This is a genomic window from Microcoleus sp. N9_A2 (assembly GCF_036701775.1).
GTDB lineage: Bacteria > Cyanobacteriota > Cyanobacteriia > Cyanobacteriales > Microcoleaceae > Microcoleus.
This window is the reverse complement of record NZ_JAUBRH010000012.1, coordinates 110,731-133,291: the sequence shown is the minus strand read 5'-3', so window position 1 is coordinate 133,291 and position 22,561 is coordinate 110,731. Positions and strand designations below refer to the sequence as shown.

Annotated in this window: 20 protein-coding genes; 10 read left to right on the top strand and 10 right to left on the bottom strand. The window is 46.1% G+C overall.

The window, feature by feature from the left end:
* Positions 1–15: 15 nt before the first annotated feature.
* Together QUA44_RS10295 and QUA44_RS10290 are read left to right on the top strand one after the other, a co-directional pair.
* Positions 16–1,824: a PAS domain-containing sensor histidine kinase gene (locus QUA44_RS10295; protein ID WP_333250134.1), complete on the top strand. Its 1,809-nt coding sequence runs from the start codon at positions 16–18 to the stop codon at positions 1,822–1,824.
* A gap of 314 nt (positions 1,825–2,138) precedes the next feature.
* Positions 2,139–2,651 carry a hypothetical protein gene (locus tag QUA44_RS10290; protein ID WP_333250136.1) on the top strand — a complete coding sequence of 171 codons (513 nt, stop codon included), beginning with the start codon at positions 2,139–2,141 and terminating at the stop codon, positions 2,649–2,651.
* A 123-nt stretch (positions 2,652–2,774) separates the two neighbouring features.
* Here the strand turns inward: QUA44_RS10290 and QUA44_RS10285 are convergent, their stop codons facing one another.
* A complete protein-coding gene (locus tag QUA44_RS10285; protein WP_333250137.1) occupies positions 2,775–3,263 on the bottom strand; it encodes a WbuC family cupin fold metalloprotein in 489 nt (162 codons plus the stop codon).
* A 76-nt stretch (positions 3,264–3,339) separates the two neighbouring features.
* On the opposite strand from QUA44_RS10285, the gene QUA44_RS10280 reads away from it, so the two are divergent.
* Positions 3,340–4,563: a tetratricopeptide repeat protein gene (locus QUA44_RS10280; protein WP_333250139.1), complete on the top strand. Its 1,224-nt coding sequence runs from the start codon at positions 3,340–3,342 to the stop codon at positions 4,561–4,563.
* A gap of 278 nt (positions 4,564–4,841) precedes the next feature.
* Here QUA44_RS10280 and QUA44_RS10275 read toward each other — a convergent pair whose 3' ends face one another.
* Entirely contained in the window at positions 4,842–5,714 is an 873-nt protein-coding gene (locus QUA44_RS10275) for an S-methyl-5'-thioadenosine phosphorylase (protein WP_333250141.1), read from the bottom strand.
* Positions 5,715–5,923: 209 nt separating this feature from the next.
* On the opposite strand from QUA44_RS10275, the gene QUA44_RS10270 reads away from it, so the two are divergent.
* The gene (locus tag QUA44_RS10270) at positions 5,924–6,130 is read left to right on the top strand and encodes a hypothetical protein (protein ID WP_333069727.1); all 207 of its coding nucleotides are present in this window, start codon (positions 5,924–5,926) and stop codon (positions 6,128–6,130) included.
* Between the two features lie 147 nt (positions 6,131–6,277).
* Here the strand turns inward: QUA44_RS10270 and QUA44_RS10265 are convergent, their stop codons facing one another.
* The 4 genes from QUA44_RS10265 to QUA44_RS10250 all read right to left on the bottom strand — a co-directional run bounded on the left by QUA44_RS10265 (position 6,278) and on the right by QUA44_RS10250 (position 9,584).
* Positions 6,278–7,117, bottom strand: coding sequence for a Tab2/Atab2 family RNA-binding protein (locus tag QUA44_RS10265; RefSeq protein ID WP_333250143.1), 840 nt, complete (start codon positions 7,115–7,117; stop codon positions 6,278–6,280).
* Between the two features lie 373 nt (positions 7,118–7,490).
* Positions 7,491–8,696: an adenylate/guanylate cyclase domain-containing protein gene (locus QUA44_RS10260; RefSeq protein ID WP_333250145.1), complete on the bottom strand. Its 1,206-nt coding sequence runs from the start codon at positions 8,694–8,696 to the stop codon at positions 7,491–7,493.
* 21 nt (positions 8,697–8,717) lie between these two features.
* Positions 8,718–9,260 (bottom strand): peroxidase-related enzyme, encoded by a 543-nt coding sequence (locus QUA44_RS10255; protein WP_333250147.1) that lies wholly within the window; start codon positions 9,258–9,260, stop codon positions 8,718–8,720.
* A 96-nt stretch (positions 9,261–9,356) separates the two neighbouring features.
* Complete coding sequence (locus QUA44_RS10250) at positions 9,357–9,584, bottom strand: hypothetical protein (protein ID WP_333250149.1); 228 nt, start codon at positions 9,582–9,584, stop codon at positions 9,357–9,359.
* 253 nt (positions 9,585–9,837) lie between these two features.
* On the opposite strand from QUA44_RS10250, the gene QUA44_RS10245 reads away from it, so the two are divergent.
* Complete coding sequence (locus QUA44_RS10245; protein ID WP_333250151.1) at positions 9,838–11,187, top strand: valine--pyruvate transaminase; 1,350 nt, start codon at positions 9,838–9,840, stop codon at positions 11,185–11,187.
* A gap of 263 nt (positions 11,188–11,450) precedes the next feature.
* Positions 11,451–12,011: a Uma2 family endonuclease gene (locus QUA44_RS10240; protein ID WP_333250153.1), complete on the top strand. Its 561-nt coding sequence runs from the start codon at positions 11,451–11,453 to the stop codon at positions 12,009–12,011.
* Between the two features lie 286 nt (positions 12,012–12,297).
* On the opposite strand, the gene QUA44_RS10235 is transcribed toward QUA44_RS10240, so the two are convergent.
* Both QUA44_RS10235 and sat read right to left on the bottom strand, forming a co-directional pair.
* A complete protein-coding gene (locus tag QUA44_RS10235) occupies positions 12,298–14,472 on the bottom strand; it encodes a caspase family protein (protein ID WP_333250155.1) in 2,175 nt (724 codons plus the stop codon).
* Positions 14,473–14,679: 207 nt separating this feature from the next.
* Positions 14,680–15,861, bottom strand: coding sequence for a sulfate adenylyltransferase (sat, locus tag QUA44_RS10230; protein WP_333250157.1), 1,182 nt, complete (start codon positions 15,859–15,861; stop codon positions 14,680–14,682).
* 135 nt (positions 15,862–15,996) lie between these two features.
* Here sat and QUA44_RS10225 point away from each other — a divergent pair, with 135 nt between their 5' ends.
* Positions 15,997–16,785: an FkbM family methyltransferase gene (locus tag QUA44_RS10225; RefSeq protein WP_333309660.1), complete on the top strand. Its 789-nt coding sequence runs from the start codon at positions 15,997–15,999 to the stop codon at positions 16,783–16,785.
* Between the two features lie 186 nt (positions 16,786–16,971).
* Here the strand turns inward: QUA44_RS10225 and QUA44_RS10220 are convergent, their stop codons facing one another.
* Positions 16,972–18,084: a glycosyltransferase gene (locus QUA44_RS10220; protein WP_333250161.1), complete on the bottom strand. Its 1,113-nt coding sequence runs from the start codon at positions 18,082–18,084 to the stop codon at positions 16,972–16,974.
* Between the two features lie 477 nt (positions 18,085–18,561).
* Positions 18,562–20,034 (bottom strand): site-2 protease family protein, encoded by a 1,473-nt coding sequence (locus tag QUA44_RS10215; protein ID WP_333250162.1) that lies wholly within the window; start codon positions 20,032–20,034, stop codon positions 18,562–18,564.
* 33 nt (positions 20,035–20,067) lie between these two features.
* On the opposite strand from QUA44_RS10215, the gene QUA44_RS10210 reads away from it, so the two are divergent.
* The 3 genes from QUA44_RS10210 to QUA44_RS10200 all read left to right on the top strand — a co-directional run bounded on the left by QUA44_RS10210 (position 20,068) and on the right by QUA44_RS10200 (position 22,217).
* On the top strand, positions 20,068–20,742 hold the full coding sequence (locus tag QUA44_RS10210) for an MBL fold metallo-hydrolase (protein ID WP_333250164.1): 675 nt from the start codon (positions 20,068–20,070) through the stop codon (positions 20,740–20,742).
* A 153-nt stretch (positions 20,743–20,895) separates the two neighbouring features.
* Positions 20,896–21,456, top strand: a complete 561-nt coding sequence (locus QUA44_RS10205) for a sugar O-acetyltransferase (RefSeq protein ID WP_333250166.1) — start codon at positions 20,896–20,898, stop codon at positions 21,454–21,456.
* Between the two features lie 296 nt (positions 21,457–21,752).
* Positions 21,753–22,217 carry a hypothetical protein gene (locus tag QUA44_RS10200; RefSeq protein ID WP_333250168.1) on the top strand — a complete coding sequence of 155 codons (465 nt, stop codon included), beginning with the start codon at positions 21,753–21,755 and terminating at the stop codon, positions 22,215–22,217.
* Positions 22,218–22,561: the final 344 nt, after the last annotated feature.

The window sequence follows — 22,561 nt, the reverse complement described above, 5'->3', positions numbered from 1 at the left end:
AAAATCTAAAATGTTATGAGCTATTTGGGCAATGCAAAATCAGTTCAGGCGTTAACGGTTTATGAGGTGTGGCGCGATCGCTTCCTCCGAGATCGGCTGCGCCCTGCTGTCGGAATTGCCATCTTTTTTGCCTTCACAATAACTGTCTATTTTCTGGGCGAAAGATTCTTCGCTCGCCAGGAGTTTAAAAGTGTTTATTTGTACACGAGCGCTGCTGTAGAATTGGGTTTATTGACCTGTTTTGTGTTGCAAAAAACCTCCTTTGGACAGCGCTATCCCGGTTTACTATTTTTGGGTTTTTCGTGGTCGCTGACGGTAGTTGTACAGGTTGGGCTAGCTGTCGCACAAGCCGGGGAATTACCAATTTTTACCTGGATTTTAGCGTTTCTGATCCAAGCTACGCTGATGCCCGTCCGCTGGCGTCTGCACCTGATTTCTCAACTCGGCGTTTTGTGTTGCCACGTCGGGATAAATTTGGTTTTAAATCTAAGTTTTGCTAAGTATACTCCTTTTAAGTTGACCGGGTTGTACTTATATTTGTTTTGGATTTGTTTGATTTGCGATTTGTCGGTTTATTGGTACGAATGTCTGCAACGGAAAGAGTTTAGTACCAGGCGTGAGTTGGAATCTGCTTACCAGCAGTTGGAGGTGGCGGAGGCGAAGTACCGCAGCATTTTTGAGAATGCCGGCGAGGGAATTTTTCAAAGCACTCCCGATGGTCGTTATATTACTGCAAATCCAGCTTTGGCGCGGATTTACGGCTGCGATTCCCCGGAAGAAGTGACGGCAAAGTTTACTGATATTGAGCGGCAGTTGTATGTCGATCCGTCTCGCAGAAATGAGTTTTTGCGATCGATCGAGGAAAGCGGCACAGTATCGGATTTTGAATCTAAAATTTACCGCTGTGACGGCAGTATTGTCTGGATTTCTGAGAAGGCGCGGGCGGTACGGGACAGCACTGGCTCCCTGCTTTATTATGAGGGTTTAATTGAGGATATCACGCAGCGCAAACAGGCACAAGAATCGCTGCGGCTGTTTATCCACGCTCTTTCTCACGACTTGCGAAACCCGGTGGCTGGAATGTTAATGGTGCTAAAAAATTGGCAGACGAAACCTGGGGATTCGATCGCAATTCCCCGTTCTATTTTGGAGCGGATGATTCAAGGTAGCGAGCAGCAATTGCGCTTGATAAATTCGCTGTTGGAAGTCCACGCCGGGGAATTGCGTGGTTTGGTTTTGCACTGCGAATCGGTTAATTTGAGGGCTGTAGTTGAAGCTGCTGCGACCGATTTGGAGCCTTTAATGAATGAGGGTAAAGCTACTTTTAAAAATTTGGTGCCGGATGATTTGCCAGCCGTGAATGCTGACAAAACTCAGTTGTGGCGTGTGTTCTCTAATTTAATTGCTAATGCTTTGAAACACAATCTGCCGGAACTAAATTTAACAGTTTCGGCTCAAGTAATCAAGGCGGGTAAATTAATTATAAATCAAAGGACAGCAAAACAAAACATCGACAAATTACCGATTGCCAATCCACAATCTCCCATTACCAATCCCCAATCCCCAATCCCCAATCCCGGAAGTAGGATGATTTACTGTACCGTCGAAGATGACGGGGCGGGAATATTGCCGGAACAGTGCGAACATCTTTTTGACCTTTACGTTAGGGGTGATCAATCCCGACACTCGGTTGGTTTGGGTTTGGGCCTCTATCTTTGTCGGCAAATTATTGGCGCTCATGGCGGCCAAATTGGGGTAATTAGCACTCCCGGTGCTGGGGCAAGTTTTTGGTTTACTTTGCCGCTGGCTGAGAATTTTAGGTGATTTTTTTGTATTTTAAATTACATTTAATCTAGCAATCGTGCCAGATATTTAGAACGTTATTCATTGCTGAAACCCATGCGAAATATGCTTCTTTCTTCTGCCTGCGGCTATTCTTTTGTTGTGCTGTCGCAGGTGCTGTTTGAGTGGTTCAAGCCAAATCAGTCGATCGGACTATTTTGATCGGACTATTGATATTAATTTAAAACCGTGCTATAGTGACCTGAATGTTTTTAAGGAAAAATAAATTTCAGATATTCAGATTTTCTTTAAAAACATAATTTAATCTAGAAAATCTCTAAAACTAGATAAAAAATATGCAATTTATGTTTATCGAGCAAAGCTCAGAAAATACAGCTAAAGACGATGCAGCTAAGTACGACTCAGCTAAATATAACGAGCGGTCGTTCTCAACTTTAATTCGGGCGCTGCGTCTTTCCCAAGGTTACTTTTCTTTCGTTTTAGTTAACTGCAACTCGCTGGCTTTGCGGCAGCAAATAGTCGATCGGCTGCAAGCAAATTGTCCCGTGCAACCGCGGCAACTGTTTTTGCCGAAATCGGCGACAACTCTCTACACGACAATCGCAGCAGAAATAGACGGCGAAAAGCCTCCAGCTTTAATGCTCCTCGGTTTGGAATCAGTGGAGGCGATCGATCGATTGCTCGTTTCTACCAACCTATTATGCAGCGAATTCAGCAAAACATTTTCGTTTCCCCTCGTCTTTTGGGTGACGGATGAGCTCCTGAGAAAAATCATTCGCACCGCCCCGGATTTATACAATCGGATGACGACAATTAGATTCATCAGTCAGTTGACAGTTGACAGTTGACAGTTGACAGTAGTCAGTCATTAGTTAGTCAACTGCGATCGAGGGTTAGCACGTTCTTAATTGATGAAACCATTAATTTTCTTCCTTCTTCCTTCTTCCTTCTTCCTTCTTCCTTCTTCCTTCTTATTTAAATTCTGCTTCCCAAATCAGGACTAATTCTCGCGCCGCCGCAGTTCCCTCAGCCGGAAAACTTGCCAAAAAATCTTTATCCGCCGCCACTTCGTAAGGCCCTTCCTTGAACTCCAAAATCACAGTATCCTGTGTCAAAGCTACTAACGTGTGAATAGTGCCCTCTGGCAGTTCGACAGCGCGAGTCGGGCCGGCCGCGCTGACTCGCAGGGAGCGCAGGATTTGACCGTTTTCGTTCAAAATAAGAATACCCACTTCTCCTTGAATCACTGCGAAAAACTCAAAACCGTTAACTTCCGGCGCGCGCAGGTGTTGGTGAGGGCGGACGTAAGTGCCCGGTTGCAGCACGTTGACAAACCGCTGCACCTTTTCTGACAAATCGTGGAAATTGTAGTTTTGTCGCTGGCGGGGACTGCGGCGGGAGGAAGCGGCAACTTCGTCTAGCAATTCTTGCGTCAGCAATTTGATCGGAGGGGACTGCACAACAGATATCCTGTATTTAATAGTTTTTGAACAAATGGGCTAGTCTGGGATCATCGTTATCAGCATCTCTTGACACATGGAAATCGCAACTCAGGTGCGTATCACTAAGGCAATGCGTTTGTCAAGTATCTTTAGAAAAAGTATTAGCCCGATCGCCCTTTCGACTATTCTAGTCTGCGCCAGTAGCGTTTCTGCCTCTGAACCGAGGGCAGCACTGTTAATTCAGCAGGAATTCCCACAGCAGCAACTTAAAGAAGAAATTCGCGATCGAGTTCAAGAAGAAGTTGACATTGCTTTCGGGCGCACGGCGGTAATGCTGAACGGGCTGATAATTGCCCTAACTTTGTTTCCGACAGCAGCCGGAGTCGGTGTTTGGTTTCTATTGAGCAAATTATCCAAGCAGACAACAATTGCTCGCCAAGAAATTGAAAGTCTCCATTACGATACAATCTCTCAATTAAAACTATTAATTTCCGACGCTGAAACTATCTTAGGCGAAATTCAACACCAAAGTCACCCGGCAGAGGCAGAAACAGACCTTTTATTCCCCGATGCCCAAATTCAAGAATTTGCTCCGGTTAACTATGGCAATTACCAACAGTTATTGACGGCCAGCGACTACGCTAAACAGGGAGATGCTTGTTTCTTTGAAAATCGTTATCAAGATGCGATCGCAGCTTACGATCAGGCCCTGCAAATTCAGCCGGATTTAGCCGATACTTGGAATAACCGAGGAGTAGTGCTCACGAGAATGCAGCGGTATCCAGAGGCGATCGCCTCCTACGAACAAGCTACGACAATTCGCCCGCAATATCCCGACGCTTGGAACAACCGAGGCGTAGTATTGTTGGAGTTGCAGAAGTACCAGGAGGCGATCGGCTGTTACGAACAAGCAATTCAAGCCAAACCCGATTACGCCGATGCTTGGAACAACAGAGGCGTTGCTTTTTCCAAAATGCAGGAGTACGAACAAGCAGTAATTTCTTACAATCAAGCCCTACAAATCAAAAATGATTATACGGACGCTTGGAACAATCGAGGCGTTGCACTCTCAAAATTGCAAAAGTACGAAGCTGCGATTGATTCTTATGAAAATGCTGCTAAAATCCGACCTGACTTTTACAGAATTTGGTACAATAAAGCCCGATGTTATGCGCTACAAGGTAAAATAGAATTAGCCATTGAAAATTTAAAGCGCGCCCTCAATCTCAATCCGAATGTGTGTAAAGAGTTGGCAAAAAGTGAAGCTGATTTGGAGAAGATTCGCGAACATGAGGCATTCAAGCAATTGATAAGTTAATACGTGGGGCGTGGATAGTGAGAAACGGGGTTTCTACGAATAATTTCGGTGGAGTACGAGAAATCTAGGAAGAAACCCGGTTTCTGAGATTAGGTGTAAGAAACCCGGCTTCTAAGATTAGCGTACACCAAGACTTTGTAAGTAGCGAGAAACCGGGTTTCTACGAATAATTTCGGTGAGTACGAAAAATCTAGCAAGAAACCCGGTTTCTGAGATTAGCCTGTACCCAGACTTTGTAAGGTAGCGAGAAACCGAGTTTCGTAGAACTTTTTGCGAACCTACAAATATTTCTGCAACAACAAACCCATTTTCTCCTTAGTTGCGGCCGGCACTTGATCCAGCCGAGTCAGAATTGCATATTTCAAAGCTGAATGCGACTCGGAAACGGGGGGATTTTCTGTTAGTCTACGGACTGTTTCTTGAATGACTTTTTGAGCATTCTCTGCATTGCGGTGCAAATTTGCTATTACCATTTCTACTGTTACGCTGTCGTGATCTTCGTGCCAGCAGTCGTAATCGGTGACTAATGCTAAAGTTGCGTAGGCAATTTCTGCTTCTCTGGCTAATTTTGCTTCGGGCAAATTTGTCATCCCGATGACTGTCGCCCCCCAACTGCGGTAAAGGTGGGATTCTGCTTTTGTGGAAAATGCGGGGCCTTCCATGCAGACGTAGGTGCCGCCCCGGTGCAGGGTAACGTCGGGGAGGTTCAAGGACTCGATCGCACTTGCCAACACTTTTGCCAATTCGCCGCAAACCGGATCGCCGAATGTGATGTGACCGACTATTCCTTCTCCAAAAAAGGTAGAAACTCGATTTTTTGTACGATCAATAAACTGATCGGGCACTACCATATCTAAAGGTTTCGCCTCAGCTTTGAGGGAACCAACCGCCGACGCTGAGATTAAATACTCAACTCCCAAACTCTTCATTGCATAAATATTTGCGCGATACGGCACTTCTGAGGGCAAAAAAGTGTGGTTGCGGCCATGTCTAGCCAGAAATGCTACTGGCGTACCGTCCAATGTTCCCACAATTGCGGCATCCGATGGGGATCCAAAAGGTGTATCAATTTTCACCTCTTCAATATCCTTGAGGGCCTCCATTTTATACAAACCGCTGCCGCCGATAATTCCGATTTTTGCTTGTGCCATTTTTACCCTCTGCTTGAGTTTTACCACAGTGATTCTATCGGGCCATCGTTAAGTTGGCGTAAAGATAATTGAAGATTTGGTGACAAAAGTCACCCTACATACACTATTTTGTCACAAAATATATGTGATTATAATCACAAAGTAGCTTCACAAAATCTTTAAAAATAAAGGTACATAGTTCTGTTACTTATTTTTAGCGTGTTAAGACCATGACAGTCAGCTCTGCTAACCTCCCCAAAATCTCGATCGAGGCGATCGTCCAGCGCATCTTTGCTTTTCGTCAAATTACCCCCCTTGACAGACGGCTACTGAAATCAGCAATGCTAGCCCAGAAAGGTCTGAACGAAAAAGACCAGTGTCACATTAACCGAGTTTGTCAGGGCATCCAAAACGGCTTGATTTTAGTTGTAGAATAAATGGGTCGCACTATCTCTTGTTAGCTCAAGAAGCTGTTTTAAAATTTGTGCTTGAGTATGTATCGGCGGGAACTGAGTTCGGGCGGTGTTTTACTATTTTTAGGCGCGCGAACCCTCGACATCACAAATAATATTATTTACATCTTATTATCGATCAAAATTCAACAGCCAAAAGCCTGTATAAGTCATGCCACTATCATCTGGCTGGACTAACAAAAAATGTAATCCTTTACTTAATTGCTTACGCTGTTGGTAAATTTGGGCCGCGGCTTTCACCTCGCTATCTTCAAAAGTAGCCACAACCCACCTATCTACTAACCCAGCTTCCAATATCAATCCGTCGGGAGCTCCAGCAATATAATTCAAAGCAAAAGGTTTGGCATCCTGAAGCCATCTAGCCAAGCGCATAGACTGGCGTCCGCCGTCAATCACCACTCCTGGTACGGGTACTGTTGAAGCCAAGCCCAAATTCAGCGGTAACAGCAATTCTGGCATTTCCAAAATTGGCAGGGGACGCCCTTGAAAAGCATCTTCAATGTCGCCGGCGGGTAGGGAAGCAAAACGCCAGCCATCGCCCCAGAGGTTTTCGGGTAAGGGCACGGGCGGCGGCGAGTCGAGGGCGATCGCGCTATAAGTTTCACCCGTATAATTAGGCATACTCAAATATTCTTTGGCGCGTTGTTGCAGCAGCAATTTCAGAGCCGTAGTGCGCCGAGTCGCTTCCACCTTGACACCCAAAACTTTGCCCGCAGCTTGGATTAAGCTCAGAGACTGAGGCCTAAATACTTCAATCAAGTCGGGCAAATTTTGGGTTTGAGCTTGCTGCTGCAACTGCGAAGCTAGCCAATTAGAATTTGCTTCCGACTGACGGCAAACAGCGCTAAATGGAAAGCTGCCTTCCGATTCGCAAATTAAGAGTTCCCAGAGTGGTTTACCAGTTTCGTCTTGGAGAGGGCGGCGGTAAAAATCTGCTTGCCAAATACGCATAAATAATTAAAAATCAAAATCTACAACTCGATCATTTTAATATAGCTTGGGGACACTGCGAAACAATACCGATCGCCTGAGAAAAAACTTCAAGCGATATATTCTCCGTTCATAGTTGAGTTGAATTTCAATATCTAACACCGGTTAAAAAAAGTGCAACTGTAAGCCAGTGATCCAAACCGTGGTAAGCTGCTACGCATCTAAATTGTATTTTTGGGCGGGCGGGACGCCCACCCCACAAGAATTTGCTCGAATTTGATTGTCAAATTTAGATGCGCCTCAGCTTAGTAATCAGTAATTCCCCAATCTAAAATCTAAAATCTAAAATGGTATAACGGCTCGGTTAGCCATTCCCCATTCCCCATTCCCCAATTTATTTAAGATTACGAACCAAATACATATCCAATTCACCCTTATTTTTAGCATGAATTTTTCCTCGGTATTCGCATTCACAAAAATCTCTAACTAATTCAAACGTTGCGTGAGAGATATTGATACTTCCAGGTACGCCGGAAGATTCCATCCGAGATGCAGTATTAACTGTATCTCCCCAGACATCATAGGCAAACTTCTTATTGCCAATTACCCCAGCAAGTATTGGGCCTGAATGAATACCGATGCGGAAATCCCAATAAGGGATTTTTTGTTGAGCTTTCTGCATTTTTCGCAGCTCCAGGAACTGTTGAATTTCTAGAGCCCCAAGTACAGCGTCAAGGGCGTGTGTTGCCCTAGGGACAGGAATTCCCGCCGCACACATATAGCTGTCGCCAATAGTTTTCAACTTTTCCATATAGTATTTATCCATAACGCGATCGAAATAAGAAAAACAATAGTCTAGTTCGTCAACCAACTCTCGCGGCGTCATTTTTTCAGATAACTCAGTAAAGCCTTGAAAGTCAGTAAATAAAACTGATACGCAATCATAATAAACTGGTTCCACTTTGCCGTTATTTTTGAGTTCCTCGGCAATTTCAAGCGGGAGCACGTTGAACAGTAGCTGGTCAGATTTGTGCTTTTCGGCATCGAGATCGGAATACAGCCTATTTATCTCTTTAAAGCGTTCGGCGTTGCGGATGGCTGAGGATAGTTGCAAAGCCAAAAGATAGCCAATCCGCATATCTTCTTGAGTGTAAGCTCGCGGCTTAGTTGTGGCAAAATTAATTGTTCCTAAAACCTTACCCTCGCTTTCCAAAGGAATGATAATTTGCGAAGCGTAGGGAGACAAAATAGTAGTAGCACCCGCTTCTTGAATTAATTGAGGTTGACGTGTTGTGAAAGCCTTGTTAATAGGGCCGCCCTCTGGTAGGGCAGCAATATCTACAGGGATATGCTTGCCAAATAAGGTCGTGCAAGCGTTAGTGCTGTGCAGGCAAACGCTACAGTGTTCAAAGTCGAGCAGCCATTTGGCTTGCTTGCCTACTACCCGCAAAATCTGATTGAGATCGAGGGTGCGGTTAATGGCAGTGGCAACTTCGTTGACGGCGGAAATGCGGATGGAAAGCGCTTGAGCTTCTGCTAACAAACGGCGGGCTGTCAACAGAAGTTCTTCTCGATCTTGATCTTCTAGCCGCTCGCCCATAATATGGGTATGAGATATAGATTACAAAGCATCAATTTCGAGGGCAATTGAATCGGTATATCGGTTGACAAAGCTAAACAAGTCTGCTGTCGCAATAATCTCAAAGATTTCTGAATCATCAAGTCCTAAATCCCGCAGGTTTTGGTAATCGGCTTCTGTCATTTCCAGGGGTTTTGTAGCAGCCAGCAAGCCAAAGGTAATTACGGCTTTATCACGTTTTGGCAAAGGGCAGTTGGCAAAGTCAGAAACTAGAGTTCGCAGTAGTTCTTCGCTCATCCCCAAGGCTGACAATCCGTGCAGGTGAACTTGGAGAGCGTACTCGCTATTATTTGATTGGGAAATAGCGACGCCGACCATTTCTTTCAGCGTGCGGGGTAAGTCTCCTTGCAGGATTGTTCCCCGGAATTTTTTCCAATTTGCTTCTAATAGGTCAGGGTTGATTGCCATTGACTTGAACAGGTTGGGGACGATGCCAAACCCCAAGTCTGTCAAGATTTCTTCGTACACTGCTTTGGCTTTAGGATCTGTAAGTTGCTCGTATTCTGTAAGCGGAAAGTATGTCATTGTTTTGTTAAAATTTACGGCTGTTAATTTGCCTTTGGATGTACGTATTTGTGATGTAACCCCACTGAAAGGGCGAGGTTACGAGGTATCTGGGCTTTAGTTGGATTGATGATTAAATGCACCGCTGTCAGCAAACCGCGAATCATGAAGATGAGCTAGCAACAAATCTGATTCTTGAGGCTGGATTAAACCTGCAATTATAGCAGTAACAGGAGCCCATAAAATTCTGTTGCGATCGGGATATAGTGCTAATCTTAGATTCTGCCAATGGTTGCTGTCAAGTATCGGCAATTCATGTGGCGCGGCGGCGTGAAATCTTACCAAAACTATTGAATTGGATAGTGCTGCCCCGTTCTCTAATTTTCAGGCAAAAAAACAGTTCGATCGATAGGACTCCACAAATGCCGAGAATCTGATGATCCGGTGCACAGGGGAAAAACAAAATGCTGTGCGATCGAGTTTATTGCATTAATCAGATGCTCGATCGACAACCCATACCCCAGACAAGCTACGCTAACGCCTGCGACTGGAGTTATTATAGATAAACTAAACTTCTATCTTTGTCGCTGCATTTACCATGAACCCTGCCCTTACTCAATTTGGCGCTCAAATGTCCCACCTCACGGGAGTTCGGGCAATTATGAAAGATATTATTGAAACTCTCAGAGCCGGCAGCGGGCAAGAGTTTATTAATTTGAGCGCGGGAAATCCAGTGATTTTGCCGGAAGTCGAGCAGTTGTGGCGCGACTGCACTGCGGAACTTTTGGCGAGCCCGGAATACGGCGAGGTGGTTTGTCGCTACGGTTCCAGTCAGGGTTATCAGCCGTTTATCGATGCGGTATTGACGGATTTTAACCAGCGTTACGGACTGAATTTGACCGATCGCAATATCCTAATTACCCCCGGCAGTCAATCGATCTATTTCTACGCAGCCAACGCTTTCGGCGGCTACACCGCACCCCCCCCATCCCCCCCTTACCAAGGGGGGGCAACGGCTAATCAATCCCCCCCTTACCAAGGGGGGGCTAGGGGGGGTAGCCTTAAAAAGATCGTCCTACCGCTGAGCCCAGACTACACGGGTTACGGCGGCGTTAGCTTGATTCCCGAAGCGGTAGTCGCCTGCAAACCCACCCTCGATATTGATGCGAGTGCTCACAGGTTCAAATACCGCCCGGATTTCAGCCAATTGTCGATCGACCAAACCACCGGTTGCGTCATTTTTTCCCGTCCCTGCAACCCCACCGGCAACGTTCTCAGCGACGACGAAGTTAAGAAAATTGCCGATTTAGCGGCCGCTTTTGACGCGCCGGTGTTCGTTGATTCCGCCTACGGCCCTCCCTTCCCCTCCTTGAATTTTACCGAAATGACGCCGATTTTTGGGGGCAATATCGTGCACTGTATGAGTTTGTCGAAAGCCGGATTACCGGGTGAAAGAATCGGAATTGCGATCGGCGATGAAAAAATCATTCAAATATTAGAATGTTTTCAGACCAATATGTGCATTCATTCGCCAAGATACGGACAGGCGATCGCAACTCGTGCCATTGCTTCCGGCGCTCTTGCCGATATTTCGATTAACGTAATTCGGCCATACTATCAAAGCAAATTTGCGATCGTAGAAACCACCCTAGAACAAGCAATGCCGAAAGATTTGCCGTGGTTTTTGCACCGGGGCGAAGGAGCAATTTTCGCGTGGTTGTGGCTGAAAGATTTGCCAATGACTGATTGGGAACTGTATCAAGAGTTGAAGAAAGTTGGAGTCATTGTCGTGCCAGGAAGTTCTTTCTTCCCCGGTTTGCGGGAAGATTGGCAGCACAAACATGAGTGTTTACGCATCAGTTTGACTGCAACAAATGATGAGATTGAAACTGCTATGAAACGCTTGGCTCAAATGGTAGAAAAGCTTTATAAGTCAGTTGACAGTTGACAGTTGACAGTTGACAGTTGACAGTTGACAGTTGACAGTTGACAGTTGACAGTTGACAGTTGAAGGGTAGTAAGCTGTTGTGCATTTAAACTTAACTTTGGGGCGGGCTAGGAGCAGCGCCCCACAATAGTTTCAATGAAAATAAGTATACAAATTAAATGCACGACAACTTACAAGTTACCAATTACCCAGGGCCGATGAACATAACTTCTGCCTTTGCCGATCGACTACAATTTTAAAAATAATTAGCAGCGCGGTGGGTTATGGCAGTGCAATTACTCAAAAGGTTGTTGAGCGTAGAAGAATATCATTTAATGACCAAAGCGGGTATTCTTTCTGAGGGCGATCGGGTAGAACTGATAGAAGGAGAACTGATCCAAAAGGCAGCAATTGGAACTCGTCATGCTTCCTGTGTGAGACGATTCATTGGAATGTTCAGCGAAATTCCCACTAACCGGGCTTTTCTGGATGTGCAAAACCCCATCCAGTTGAGCGATCGCACCGAACCTCAACCTGATGTAGTATTGCTGCAACCCCGTGCAGATTACTATTCAACGGCACATCCTACACCGTCAGAAGTTTTGCTGTTGATAGAGGTATCTGATAGTACGGTGGATTACGATCGAGAAGTGAAAGTTCTGATTTACGCTCGATCGCTCATTCAAGAAGTTTGGCTAGTAGATTTAGAAGCACAATGCTTAGAAGTCTACCGCCAGCGGACACCCAACGGTTACAGCTTAATCCAAAAGTTTTGGCGCAGTCAAAAAGTTTCGCCTCTAGCATTTCCGGATTGGGAAATGAATATCGATTTCGTACTCGGATAGATTCAGATTATAGGTTAGACAAAATTGCAAAAATAACTAAGACGGACTATCCAACATCCCACAAAAATTATTTTTTCTTGTGGGTGTCCCGCCCGCTGTGAAAATTTGATTGTACCTCTGGCATTCCCAAGCTCTCAATGCCTTCAATTATCTGCGTTTATCTGTGTTTATCTGCCTGACATCTGCGGTTTCTGTATCAATCAAAGACTGATGCAATGCAAGTCTATTAAAAAGACTTTTGCAAGAGGTATGTTGTAGAAAACATTCCCAAGTCCCCATTCCGAAATTAAACCACCCGATAAACAAAACTCAGAGTTGCCCAAACATTCACATCCAAAGCCAAATCATCAGTGGAAATCCCCAATTTCTGCACCCCCGGAATGCTAGCCGCGTGCAAATCTTCGAGTACCGCCCGCGCCACATTTAAAGGATTCAATAGCACTCGAATTGGCAGGGCATCCCTCGTTTGCTGCATTTCGGCTTCTATTGCAGCTAGAGTTTGAGCGAAGGGACTCTCACTAAATATAATGAAAGTTTCTGCAAGTCCGATCGGTCCCGATACCGCCCACCTGATCGCCTCAGCCGCCGGCACGGTCAAATTCTCCCCAGGAGCGATCGCCCGCGACATCCCCCCCACAGAAGAATCTTTGCCCTCAGCGCCGAGCACGGACAGCCGTCCCGCGCTGTCCGTGCAAAACACCGCAAAATAAACCGGGCGATCGCTGTCGTTATACAATCTACACTGGATTCGGCTGCTTTTGCCCAGACTTAGTATATGAGCATTGGCTGATTTCTCACTTTCCCCGCTCAACGGTTCCAGCCGATAATCACCGCCGGCTCGCACCGGCTCTCGCTGCGCCACAGCCCGCGCTTGCGGTGCCAGAGTTGCCAGAACCGCCCGCACCTTCAGGCGCGAAGACCCCTCATTGACAGTCAGCCGCAGCAACTTCCCAGCCTGCAGCGCTTTCAACTGCGGAGTCAAGCGCTGCACAGCCACCTTGACTGCTTCTCCCCCGTCGCCCTCAGTATCGGGAATCAGTATTTGAGCCAAAGAAAACAAACCGTAACGGCTTTGATACAAAGCAGGCTCGTGAGGCGAGACGGTTTCGACTTTAGTCGTTTCCGGGACTCTGCCAAACCGACAGTCAGCCAATTGCTCGCTGCCTACCGCCGAAACTTGTGGCACAGTCGCGAAAGCACTGGTGGCGTCCACGCGCTCGATGCGTTCCAAACCTGAGTCCAAAGCTACTGTCAAACCGATGTTTCGCGGCAATACCCGAATTTCTTCCCTCACCAATTCGCCGGCTGTTAATTCGCCGTTTGTTGAAGCAGACCCATCTACAACTTGGGCTTTAGCAGAGAGGCCCGTGCGTCCCCGCAGCAAAAGCCTCGCGCCCTCGGAGGAATCCACAGCAAACACAGAACCCCCGCAGCACTCCAAAACCCCCGGCGACAAACCGCCCAGCCACAACTGCACAGTTTTGCCCCCCTCTTCCACCGCCGTTACAGCGCCGTCAGATGCAGGGGAATTCAACATTAAATTTGAAAAATTCACCGCCGGCGCGGTTGTTAAATTGTGATTGAGAATTTGCGGTTGCTGCGATAACCCCGCGATTTGCTCGACATTACCCGCGGCGCGACTGAAATTGACGCTGAAGCTGCTAGCGGGAGTTGCCAACCACAAAGTTTGGGTGAGGGCGTAGGTAAACAAACCGGCGGTAAATCCGTTCCACTCTTGTTCGGCGGCGAGTTGGGAATCCGCACCCGCGGCAAGTACGGTGGCCGCAGGACGGAGATTTTGGCTGGATTTAAGGCCTGCGGCAAACGTTAATTCTCCCAGGCTTGGCTGCCCGATGGTGGGGCGGGGGCGGGAGCGAATGCGAAAGTTGCCATTTGTGGGGAAACCCCGATAGTGGTAGCTGGTGTCGAGGATGGCGATCGCATTTTCTGTCGCGAGCGATCGCATCAGCAGCAACAGCGTTTCCTCTAAAATATCGTTCACCGCCCGGTTTGCTAACAACGGCAAAACATCATCCGCCGGCACCAAACTGTTTTGGATTTTTCCGGGAGACTCACCAAAGCTGACTCGACTACCGCAGCCGCTAAAGTGAAAAACTACCACGTCACCGGGTTTTGCTTGTTGAGTCAAGTGAGTGACAAAAGCCGTCTCGATATTCTCCCTGGTAGCTTGAGCGTCAGTCAAAGTCAGAATGTCCGACGGCACAAACCCAAACCGATATATCAGCAGTTCCCGCTGCAATTCCACATCCGTGACGCAGCCGTGCAGGGGCGAGTCTGGATATTTGTCAACGCCCACCAACAAAGCCAATTTCCTGGCTGTCGGCTGCGCTAAGGCTTGGAGGTAGCGATCGCCCAACGGCAGCCAGATGGCCTCGCTGATTCCGATGGCGGCCAGCACCCGGCCAGCTTGCTGTAAAAATTCCCGCCGCTTGAGTCCCATTTTTAAATAGCTTTGAATTTTAAGTTTTGAATTTTAAGTTAAATTCCCCTCAATAATTTTAGGGGAATTAATTAGATTGTGAGTCTTTCGTATTAAGGGAGTTTTTAAGTTTTAACTTTTGAGCTTTAAGTTGAAAATTTTCCATTTAAAACTCAAAACTCAAAATTCAAAACTCTCCAGAATGTCGCCCCCACCAATGTTCAAGATTTAAATCTCGTAATTGAAAATATTCATTGCCTTGGCTAATTCTGCCGCGACTTCCGGCCGGGAAAACTGCGGCGGCGGCAATTTACCAGCGCGCAGCATTTCCCGTACCTTGGTTCCCGACAAATGCACCCGTTGTTCGGGAGTGCTGGGACTTGTTTTAGTTGTAGCCATTTGTTCCGTCAGTTTGCAATAGAAAGCGTGCTCGAATTTCATCGGCACAATTCCCAATTCTCCCGGCTCAAATTCGTCAAAAATATATTGGGCATCGTAAGTGCCGTAATAATCGCCAACTCCAGCGTGATCGCGCCCCACGATAAAGTGAGTGCAGCCGTAGTTTTTGCGAATTAAAGCATGAAAAATTGCTTCTCGCGGCCCGGCGTAGCGCATCGCCGCCGGATTAATTGCCAAAATTACGCGATCTTTTGGATAGTATTTTTCTAGCAGAATTTCGTAGCAGCGCATCCGCACGTCAGCCGGGATGTCGTCATCTTTTGTCGTCCCGACTAGCGGGTGCAGAAACAAGCCGTCTACTGTTTCTAAGGCGCATTTTTGGATGTATTCGTGGGCCCGGTGGATGGGGTTTCGGGTTTGGAAACCGACTATGGTTTTCCATCCTTTTTCTGTGAACAGCATTCTCGATTTCGCCGGGTCAATTTGGTATTGGGGAAAGCGGACATCTAGTTCGCGTTCCAGCAGCCAAACATCGCCTGCGAGGTTAACGGGTCCGGATTTGTCTACTACTTGGACGCCCGGGTGTTTGAGGTCGTCGGTGCGGTAGACGTTGAGGGCTTCTTCTTCTTTGCTGTAGTGGTATTTTTCTGCAAGTTCCAAGAGCCCGACAAATTCGCCCGCCGGGGTGTCGAGGCGCACTAAAGTTCCTGCTTTCAGGGGGGCGGCGACTTCTTCTGTTACCGAGAGGGTGATGGGAACCGACCAGGGAAGGCCGTTGGAGAGGCGCATTTGTTTAACGACCGATCGATAATCAGCTTCGTTCATGAACCCTTTGAGGGGACTCAGGGCGCCGATGGCGATCATTTGCAGGTCTGAGATCGATCGATCCGAAAGCTGGACTCGCGGCAGGGACTCTGCTTTGTCGAAAAATTCTTGTCTTTGGTCTAGTGTGGCAATGCGGTTGACCAGGATGCCGCCGTGAGGGGCAATGCGGTCTGAATGCTGGCTCATGTCGATTTGAAGTTGTGGGTTTTAGCTGCCAGAGTATATCCTACCAAAGTATTGTTACAATTAATTAATTTTCCTCACTAAGTCGGGACACATGGTTTTGAATGTTGGTATTAACCATACTTTATTTCGCCACTCATGACACTTTATAATTTATTAGTGAAATCTATCGATTTCTGGCAAAAGCATTCAGGATTGAGCAATCTCAAAACTCATACTATTTATTCTAAAATCCTCGACTCTGACTCTTTAGTGATCGATTTAGGCGCCAATTTCGGTCAATTTAGCGAAGCGATAACTCGCGAATTCAATTGTACCTGTTACGCCATAGAAGCTGTTACTTCTGTGTATTCTCAGCTACCAGAAAATGGCTTAGTTAAAAAGTTTAATTATGCTATATCAGACCGAAATGAGCCATTAAAAATATATACTTCCGATAATCGAGAATGTAACAGTATTAGTCAGGAAGCTGCTAGTGTCTACGGCCTTCAGGGAGAGATATCAGTGGATGGTATCACTTTAGAAACTTTTCTGAACAACCAGAGAATCGAGTTAGTTGATTTGTTGAAGATAGATATTGAAGGTGCTGAAGAAGCCGTTTTTAACTCAACTAGGGATGCCACGCTCTGCAATGTTAAGCAGATCACTATAGAGTTTCACGATTTTATGCCAGGTTCTATTAGCACTGAGGAAGTTAACAAAATTACCAACAGGTTAAAAAGATTGGGTTTTATCTGCATCCCCTTTTCATACCTGTTCCCTGACATGGATACCTGTGACTTCTTGTTTATCAATACGAATCGATGTAAAATTCCGTATAAAGACTGGCTGGGTTTTCAAATGATTAAGTTGCTTTTAACAATAGAAAAAACTAAGTCATCTCTACTCCGTTCCGCTGGAAACCGCGAACCGAGTATTGCCAATTAGCGCGGTGAATAAATCGACGGCAAAGTCGATCGTAATCCCCTTCAAATCTATCACTTTTATTTGTCTACAATCAGATCTGGCATGGCAATCCAGCAATTTAGTCCCGGTTCCCCCAGATTCATTCCTTCGCAGACTCAGGAGAGGAGTAATTCTCCAATCCCAAATCCCAAATCCCAAATCCCAAATCTAAAATCGGCTGAACATTTTTTCATGAATCATCTTTATCTGTGACAATTCTTCCAGCAGTCCCTGCGGTAGGGGAATTTTCACAGCTTCCAGCATACTTTGAATCCGATGCCTCCAATCGTGACGGGCTAAACTCTCAACATAGTTGCGTTTGTATATAGAATTAAGCCTCACCTCGTCCTGTAAAAGTTCATTAATCAATTCAACACTTTTTTGCGGGTCATCGGGCAACTCAATAGTCGCATCTTTCCAATTCATCAACTCATCCATTAGAGGTGTAGTTGGACGCTTCCCAACTACCGCACTGCCAGTCGCAGTAGCATAAAACCAACGCAGTGTAATAAACGAGTAAGGAAACCGACGCATACCAGGATAGAGTGGGTCAAAAGCCAAGGTGAGTTTGGTATGTCTGAGAATGTGAAATAGCAGGCGAGTATCTGGCTCGTCTCTACGCATTTCGTAAGGCAATTTCGGAAATCGCTCTGCTGTTCTGGGCGTAGATTTATAGTAAATTTGTTCCGAACCAGGTTGATTGAATTTATTGCTAAACACAGTGTCATACTGTGAGGGTATCCGCCCGAAGCTTGTTAAATCTATTGAACGCTTGAGTTGACCCGAACCCTGAGTGAGAACATCAGCAGCAAAAGGGAGCAGCGATACTGGTATAGCAAAACGTTTTTTCAGTTCATCTATAATTTCTGGAACTGCCACGAATAAATGATCTAAATGAGTGACGTTTTTTGAATAAATTTCCGGTTCCCAAGAATCGAAAATATAAGCGATGACAACATCAAAACGCTCCCTCCACTTAGGTATACTTGAGAGTAGTTCTAGATCGGCTCCGCATATCCCAATCATCAGTAAAACATTGGGTTTGTCCGACAATGGAGGTAAAAGTGGTAAATTATATAGACCTGTAGTAGACTTAACAGCTTTACGGACTATTCGATCGGCTAGCGGATAAAGTGTGGATGACCACTGGGTTACATCGCGGGCAGATGGTACCAAAAGTTGTGCGTTGCAGGTTCGTACAACAATATTTTCTAATTCAAAAACTGTGTCCCAGAATACAGTTGACCATAAAGCCCGTGAAGAAACTACAAAAATATTCATAGCTAGATTTGAATTTTATTAAATGAACCCGCAGATTATACCAAAGACGAGGGGATTAGGGTAAATTCCATCGTCCTGGACGCAACAATCCTATGAATACAACCGCGGGGGGATTGCCCCTACAAAACGCTATATGTAGAGGCTTTGCGTCCAGGACTGTTTAATTAAATTTGGAATGCCAATTCCCTTGAATCGAGTTCCCAATTTACCTAGCTACTAGCTAGCAAATCTAGCCGATCGCACTTGCCGATCGCACTTATGGCAGCACTTGCAGTGGGTGAATATATCCCTTGGCAGGTGAAAATCACACATCTCTGGTCTCAATGTCAATATTAATTATGAATTTTTTACAATATGTATTTTGCCGCGCTCGTCCCGATCGCGTCTAGAAAGAGCGGGTCAATAAATGCTAAAGTCCCTAGGATTTATGAACCTTTTCCTTCTTCCTCTTTCCCCTTCCCCTTCCCCTTCTTCAGGCTAAACATTTAACCACTCAAGGAGAACCCTGGGCGCCGGCAACAAAATCATTAACAAAAGCCCGATCGCCAGCAACCCCAAAAAATCCCGCCGATTATCCAATTCACTGACATCATTCAACGCCGGTTCGTCGTTTAGTGGCGTCAAAAACAAAATAATCGCCCACAGCAGTAAACCCTGTTCCAAAAAAGAAAGCAGCAGCATACAAAGTCTAGCAACTTGCCCGATCGCCATACTCGCTCGCTGGCCGAACATCGCGTGCACGATGTGCCCGCCGTCGAGTTGTCCCACCGGCATCAAATTAAACGCCGTCACGATCAAACCCAAATAACCCGCCACCGCTACCGGATGCAAATCGATCGCAGTTTCCGCATTTAAAGCACCACCCAAGGTTAACTTGCTCAACAAAGTCATCAGCAGCGAAAAACTGGGTTTGAAAGAGTCAAAATTTAACATTCCCGACTTTTCAGACAGCGGTATAATAGTCGAATGATTCAAACCCCAAATCAACAACGGCAGTGTCGCAACTAAACCCGCAAGCGGCCCGGCAATGCTAACATCAAATAAAGCTCGGCGGTTGGGAATTGGGCTCCGTATTTGAATGAAGGCGCCAAAAGTTCCCAAGAAAAAAGGAATCGGAATAAAATAAGGCAAAGTCGTGCGAATTTGGTAAAACCGGGCAGCTAAATAGTGGCCGGATTCGTGAATTCCTAAAAATGTAATTAGAGCCAGCGAGTAAGGCAAACCCTGCAACAATATTGACGGGTTGGACTGCAAAGCTTGTTCAGTAACTCCGGCAAGTCGCGCCCCGACAAGCGTAGTCGTAAAAACCGTGATCAGCAGCAAAGCTAATGCGAAAAATGGCCGGGTTACAGATTCGGTTTTGACAGGAGTTTCCCCTGATTGGTGGCTGGGATTGGGAACTATAGCAAAAAAAGGTTGACCGCTCAAGCTGTTTTGAAATACTACTAAAAAGCGATCGCCAAAAAGCCTCTCCACATTCTCCCGAATTGCCTGATAAGCAGCCTCCGGGTTCGTCCGCAACTGTCCGCGACAAATTACAGCCTGCGGCCGAAATTCCAAATCTCGCAAAAAGTAAATTGACCAAGGAAAACAATCGCGCAAACTCGCTTCTTCTGCTGCATTGATCGGGCGCACTGGCGGTTTTGGCTTTACAGATTCAGTCTCCGAGCCTGCTACCTGCTCAGCAGTTTCGGCGGTAATTTTCTGGCGCCCCAACTGTACCAAAAACCAATACAAAAAAGGGCAAACCAGAAAAGGTATAATTACCAACTCCGGCGGTACAGTTTTGCTGCTACCGTAAACTAAAATCCAACCACCCCAAATCAGCGCGGGCGCCATCATTACCAGCCACAGCAGCCATATCGGAGTCCTGGTGATGCGGCTGGTGCCGTTCTGCAACAAGTAGTACGATATCAGCCCCAATACGAACAACCATAGTAAAAAGAACATAATATTTATCCCATTCCCTTCTGAAATACTTCCTTGAAACAACAGAGTTTAGTCTCCAAACAACCCAGGCCCGTGCTCGACAATATCCTTGCTTTCCCGCCTAACCGGGAAACTCTGGGTGCAACAGCCTATTTCATTGTAGAAAACCAAACTAACATCCTGGTGGATTGTCCCGCTTGGGATGAGATTAACCAAACATTTTTGCGGGAACACGGCGGCGTGCGACTGCTGTTTCTCAGCCACCGTGGCGCTATCGCCAAGGCGCGGGAGATTCAGGAAGCCACGGGGTGCGAGATCCTGATTCAAGAACAGGAAGCTTATTTACTGCCGGGTTTGAAGGTGACGGTTTTTGAGCGAGAATTTGTTGTGAGCGATAGAATCAAAGCATTTTGGACTCCTGGCCATTCTCCTGGTTCCTCTTGCCTTTATGATAGTGGCAGCGGTGGAGTGCTGTTTTCGGGTAGGCACTTGCTCCCCAACCGAGAAGCAGCCCCAGTACCGCTGTGGACGGCAAAAACTTTTCACTGGCCCCGGCAAATTAACAGCGTGAAGTCAATTATCGATCGATTTTCGCCGGAAACTTTACAGTATATTTGTCCCGGTGCAAATACTGGTTTTTTGCGGGGAAAAGGATCTATCGATCGAGCTTTTGAGCAATTAGCCTATCTGGATTTAGCTGTTTGTTTGCAGTCAAAACCTCAACCCTAAATGTATGCTGCAACATCAAAAAATGATCTGACGCGCTAATTATAGCGGTAAGGTGCGCCCTTACGCACCCTACATTATTCTTCAGTCTCTTAGAGAGGAAGTTCGTTGGTGAAGTAGCGGTTTCAACCGCTGATTCTTACCGTGGAAAAAACTGTGGAAAAAACCGAAAAACAAAAAATGCTCGCAGGCGAATTGTATTTAGCTGCTGATGAGCAATTAATTTTAGAGCGCCAGCGAGCCCGCCGCCTCGCCAGAACCTACAATTCTACCCGCGAAGACGAGCCAGAGAAACGGTTAGAAATTCTCGCAGAATTGTTCGGTGCAGTTGGGCAAAAAGTTGAAATCGAGCCGCCTTTCTACTGCGACTATGGCAGCAATATTTATGCTGGAAACGGATTGTATATGAATTTTGGCTGCGTGATTCTCGACTGCAATCGAGTTAACATTGGCGAGAATTTGCTGTGTGGGCCCAACGTACAAATTTACACCGCTCTTCACCCCACAGACCCGGAAATTAGACTTTCTGGCCGAGAACTCGCCGCTGAAATTAATATTGGCAATAATGTTTGGATTGGTGGCGGCAGTATTATTTGTCCAGGAGTCACTATTGGCGACAATAGCACGATCGGCGCAGGCAGTGTTGTTGTCAAAGATATTCCCGCAAACGTCGTGGCGGCGGGGAATCCTTGCCGAATCATCCGGCATCTACCTTGATGTGGTACGATCGACACACTCGTGCGATCGGCTCCTTGGAGCTTAACCAAAAAATTTTAGGTTTAGAACAGACGGTTTGAGATTTTTCACGTAAAATCCCCGAAAAAAACCGTGCGATAAATCTAAAATCTCAAATCTCAAATCGCTTAATATCAAATCCGTTAGCATCGGAATAGTAAATTCGAGTTGACTGTTGACGCCGTGAACAGTCAACAGTCAACAGTCAACATCATTCCGGTGTAACCGGAAATGATATAATTTCTCGTTCCCGGTTTCCACACTACCAAGCTTTTCTTATGACGACTGCAACAGTTTATCCCAACGCTCCTGATCTCTGCACCGACGACTACATAGCAGTCGGTGTAGCTACCTGCTTCATCAAAGAAGAAGGCGAAGTTTTTGAAGTGCAAGTAATCGAAGCTATTCCCTCAGCAGCTTTGGAAGCAATTTTGAAGGGAATTCCCACATCTTATTTAATGATTTGCGGGACGACTTTGGGAGCAGTGCTCGACGGCGAAACACCCAAAATGTTGCCAGAATTCCCGACATCAGCTCAGTTTAGCGAAGAATTTGGCTTTCGGGCGATCGCCGCAGCCCGCACTTACAAAATTCGCCCCCAAGCCCAAGTTCACATTCCCTTGGGAACAGTTCGCAACGACTTTACTTATTCCTTAGAACGCAAAAGAGTGCTCAACTCCGAGCGCGTCATTCGCACTGAAGACAATGTGAAACAGCACGAACACACTCACAAGGTTCTTTAAACAAATCCCGCAACTGGGGCAATTTAGCAGTGCCTCAGCCAGCGGATGCACCGAAAATAGTTTTGATTATTGAGATGTAAATTAAAGATTTAACAAATTTTTCCTTCATTAATAATGAAGGGAAAATTTTTAATATTTCGTTACTAAGGAATGAGAATTAAATAACTTCCACAAGTTTGTGGGATGGGCGTCCCGCCCGTCCTTTTTGGACTGGCGAAACGCCCATCCCACAATAACAATTAAAATTGTAAGTTATTTAATTCGCGCTCCTAAGCAATACTGCGGACAGTTTTTGATTGCCAAAGCACAGGGGATTTAAGCCCCCACCTTTAGGTGGATTGTTT

Bases quoted from the DNA above. Each gene is read 5' to 3' on its own strand.
- QUA44_RS10295 (WP_333250134.1), top strand. From the start codon at position 16: ATGAGCTATTTGGGCAATGCAAAATCAGTTCAGGCGTTAACGGTTTAT.
- QUA44_RS10290 (WP_333250136.1), top strand. From the start codon at position 2,139: ATGCAATTTATGTTTATCGAGCAAAGCTCAGAAAATACAGCTAAAGAC.
- QUA44_RS10280 (WP_333250139.1), top strand. From the start codon at position 3,340: ATGGAAATCGCAACTCAGGTGCGTATCACTAAGGCAATGCGTTTGTCA.
- QUA44_RS10275 (WP_333250141.1), bottom strand. From the start codon at position 5,714: ATGGCACAAGCAAAAATCGGAATTATCGGCGGCAGCGGTTTGTATAAA.
- QUA44_RS10270 (WP_333069727.1), top strand. From the start codon at position 5,924: ATGACAGTCAGCTCTGCTAACCTCCCCAAAATCTCGATCGAGGCGATC.
- QUA44_RS10265 (WP_333250143.1), bottom strand. From the start codon at position 7,117: ATGCGTATTTGGCAAGCAGATTTTTACCGCCGCCCTCTCCAAGACGAA.
- QUA44_RS10260 (WP_333250145.1), bottom strand. From the start codon at position 8,696: ATGGGCGAGCGGCTAGAAGATCAAGATCGAGAAGAACTTCTGTTGACA.
- QUA44_RS10255 (WP_333250147.1), bottom strand. From the start codon at position 9,260: ATGACATACTTTCCGCTTACAGAATACGAGCAACTTACAGATCCTAAA.
- QUA44_RS10245 (WP_333250151.1), top strand. From the start codon at position 9,838: ATGAACCCTGCCCTTACTCAATTTGGCGCTCAAATGTCCCACCTCACG.
- QUA44_RS10240 (WP_333250153.1), top strand. From the start codon at position 11,451: ATGGCAGTGCAATTACTCAAAAGGTTGTTGAGCGTAGAAGAATATCAT.
- QUA44_RS10235 (WP_333250155.1), bottom strand. From the start codon at position 14,472: ATGGGACTCAAGCGGCGGGAATTTTTACAGCAAGCTGGCCGGGTGCTG.
- sat (WP_333250157.1), bottom strand. From the start codon at position 15,861: ATGAGCCAGCATTCAGACCGCATTGCCCCTCACGGCGGCATCCTGGTC.
- QUA44_RS10225 (WP_333309660.1), top strand. From the start codon at position 15,997: ATGACACTTTATAATTTATTAGTGAAATCTATCGATTTCTGGCAAAAG.
- QUA44_RS10220 (WP_333250161.1), bottom strand. From the start codon at position 18,084: ATGAATATTTTTGTAGTTTCTTCACGGGCTTTATGGTCAACTGTATTC.
- QUA44_RS10215 (WP_333250162.1), bottom strand. From the start codon at position 20,034: ATGTTCTTTTTACTATGGTTGTTCGTATTGGGGCTGATATCGTACTAC.
- QUA44_RS10200 (WP_333250168.1), top strand. From the start codon at position 21,753: ATGACGACTGCAACAGTTTATCCCAACGCTCCTGATCTCTGCACCGAC.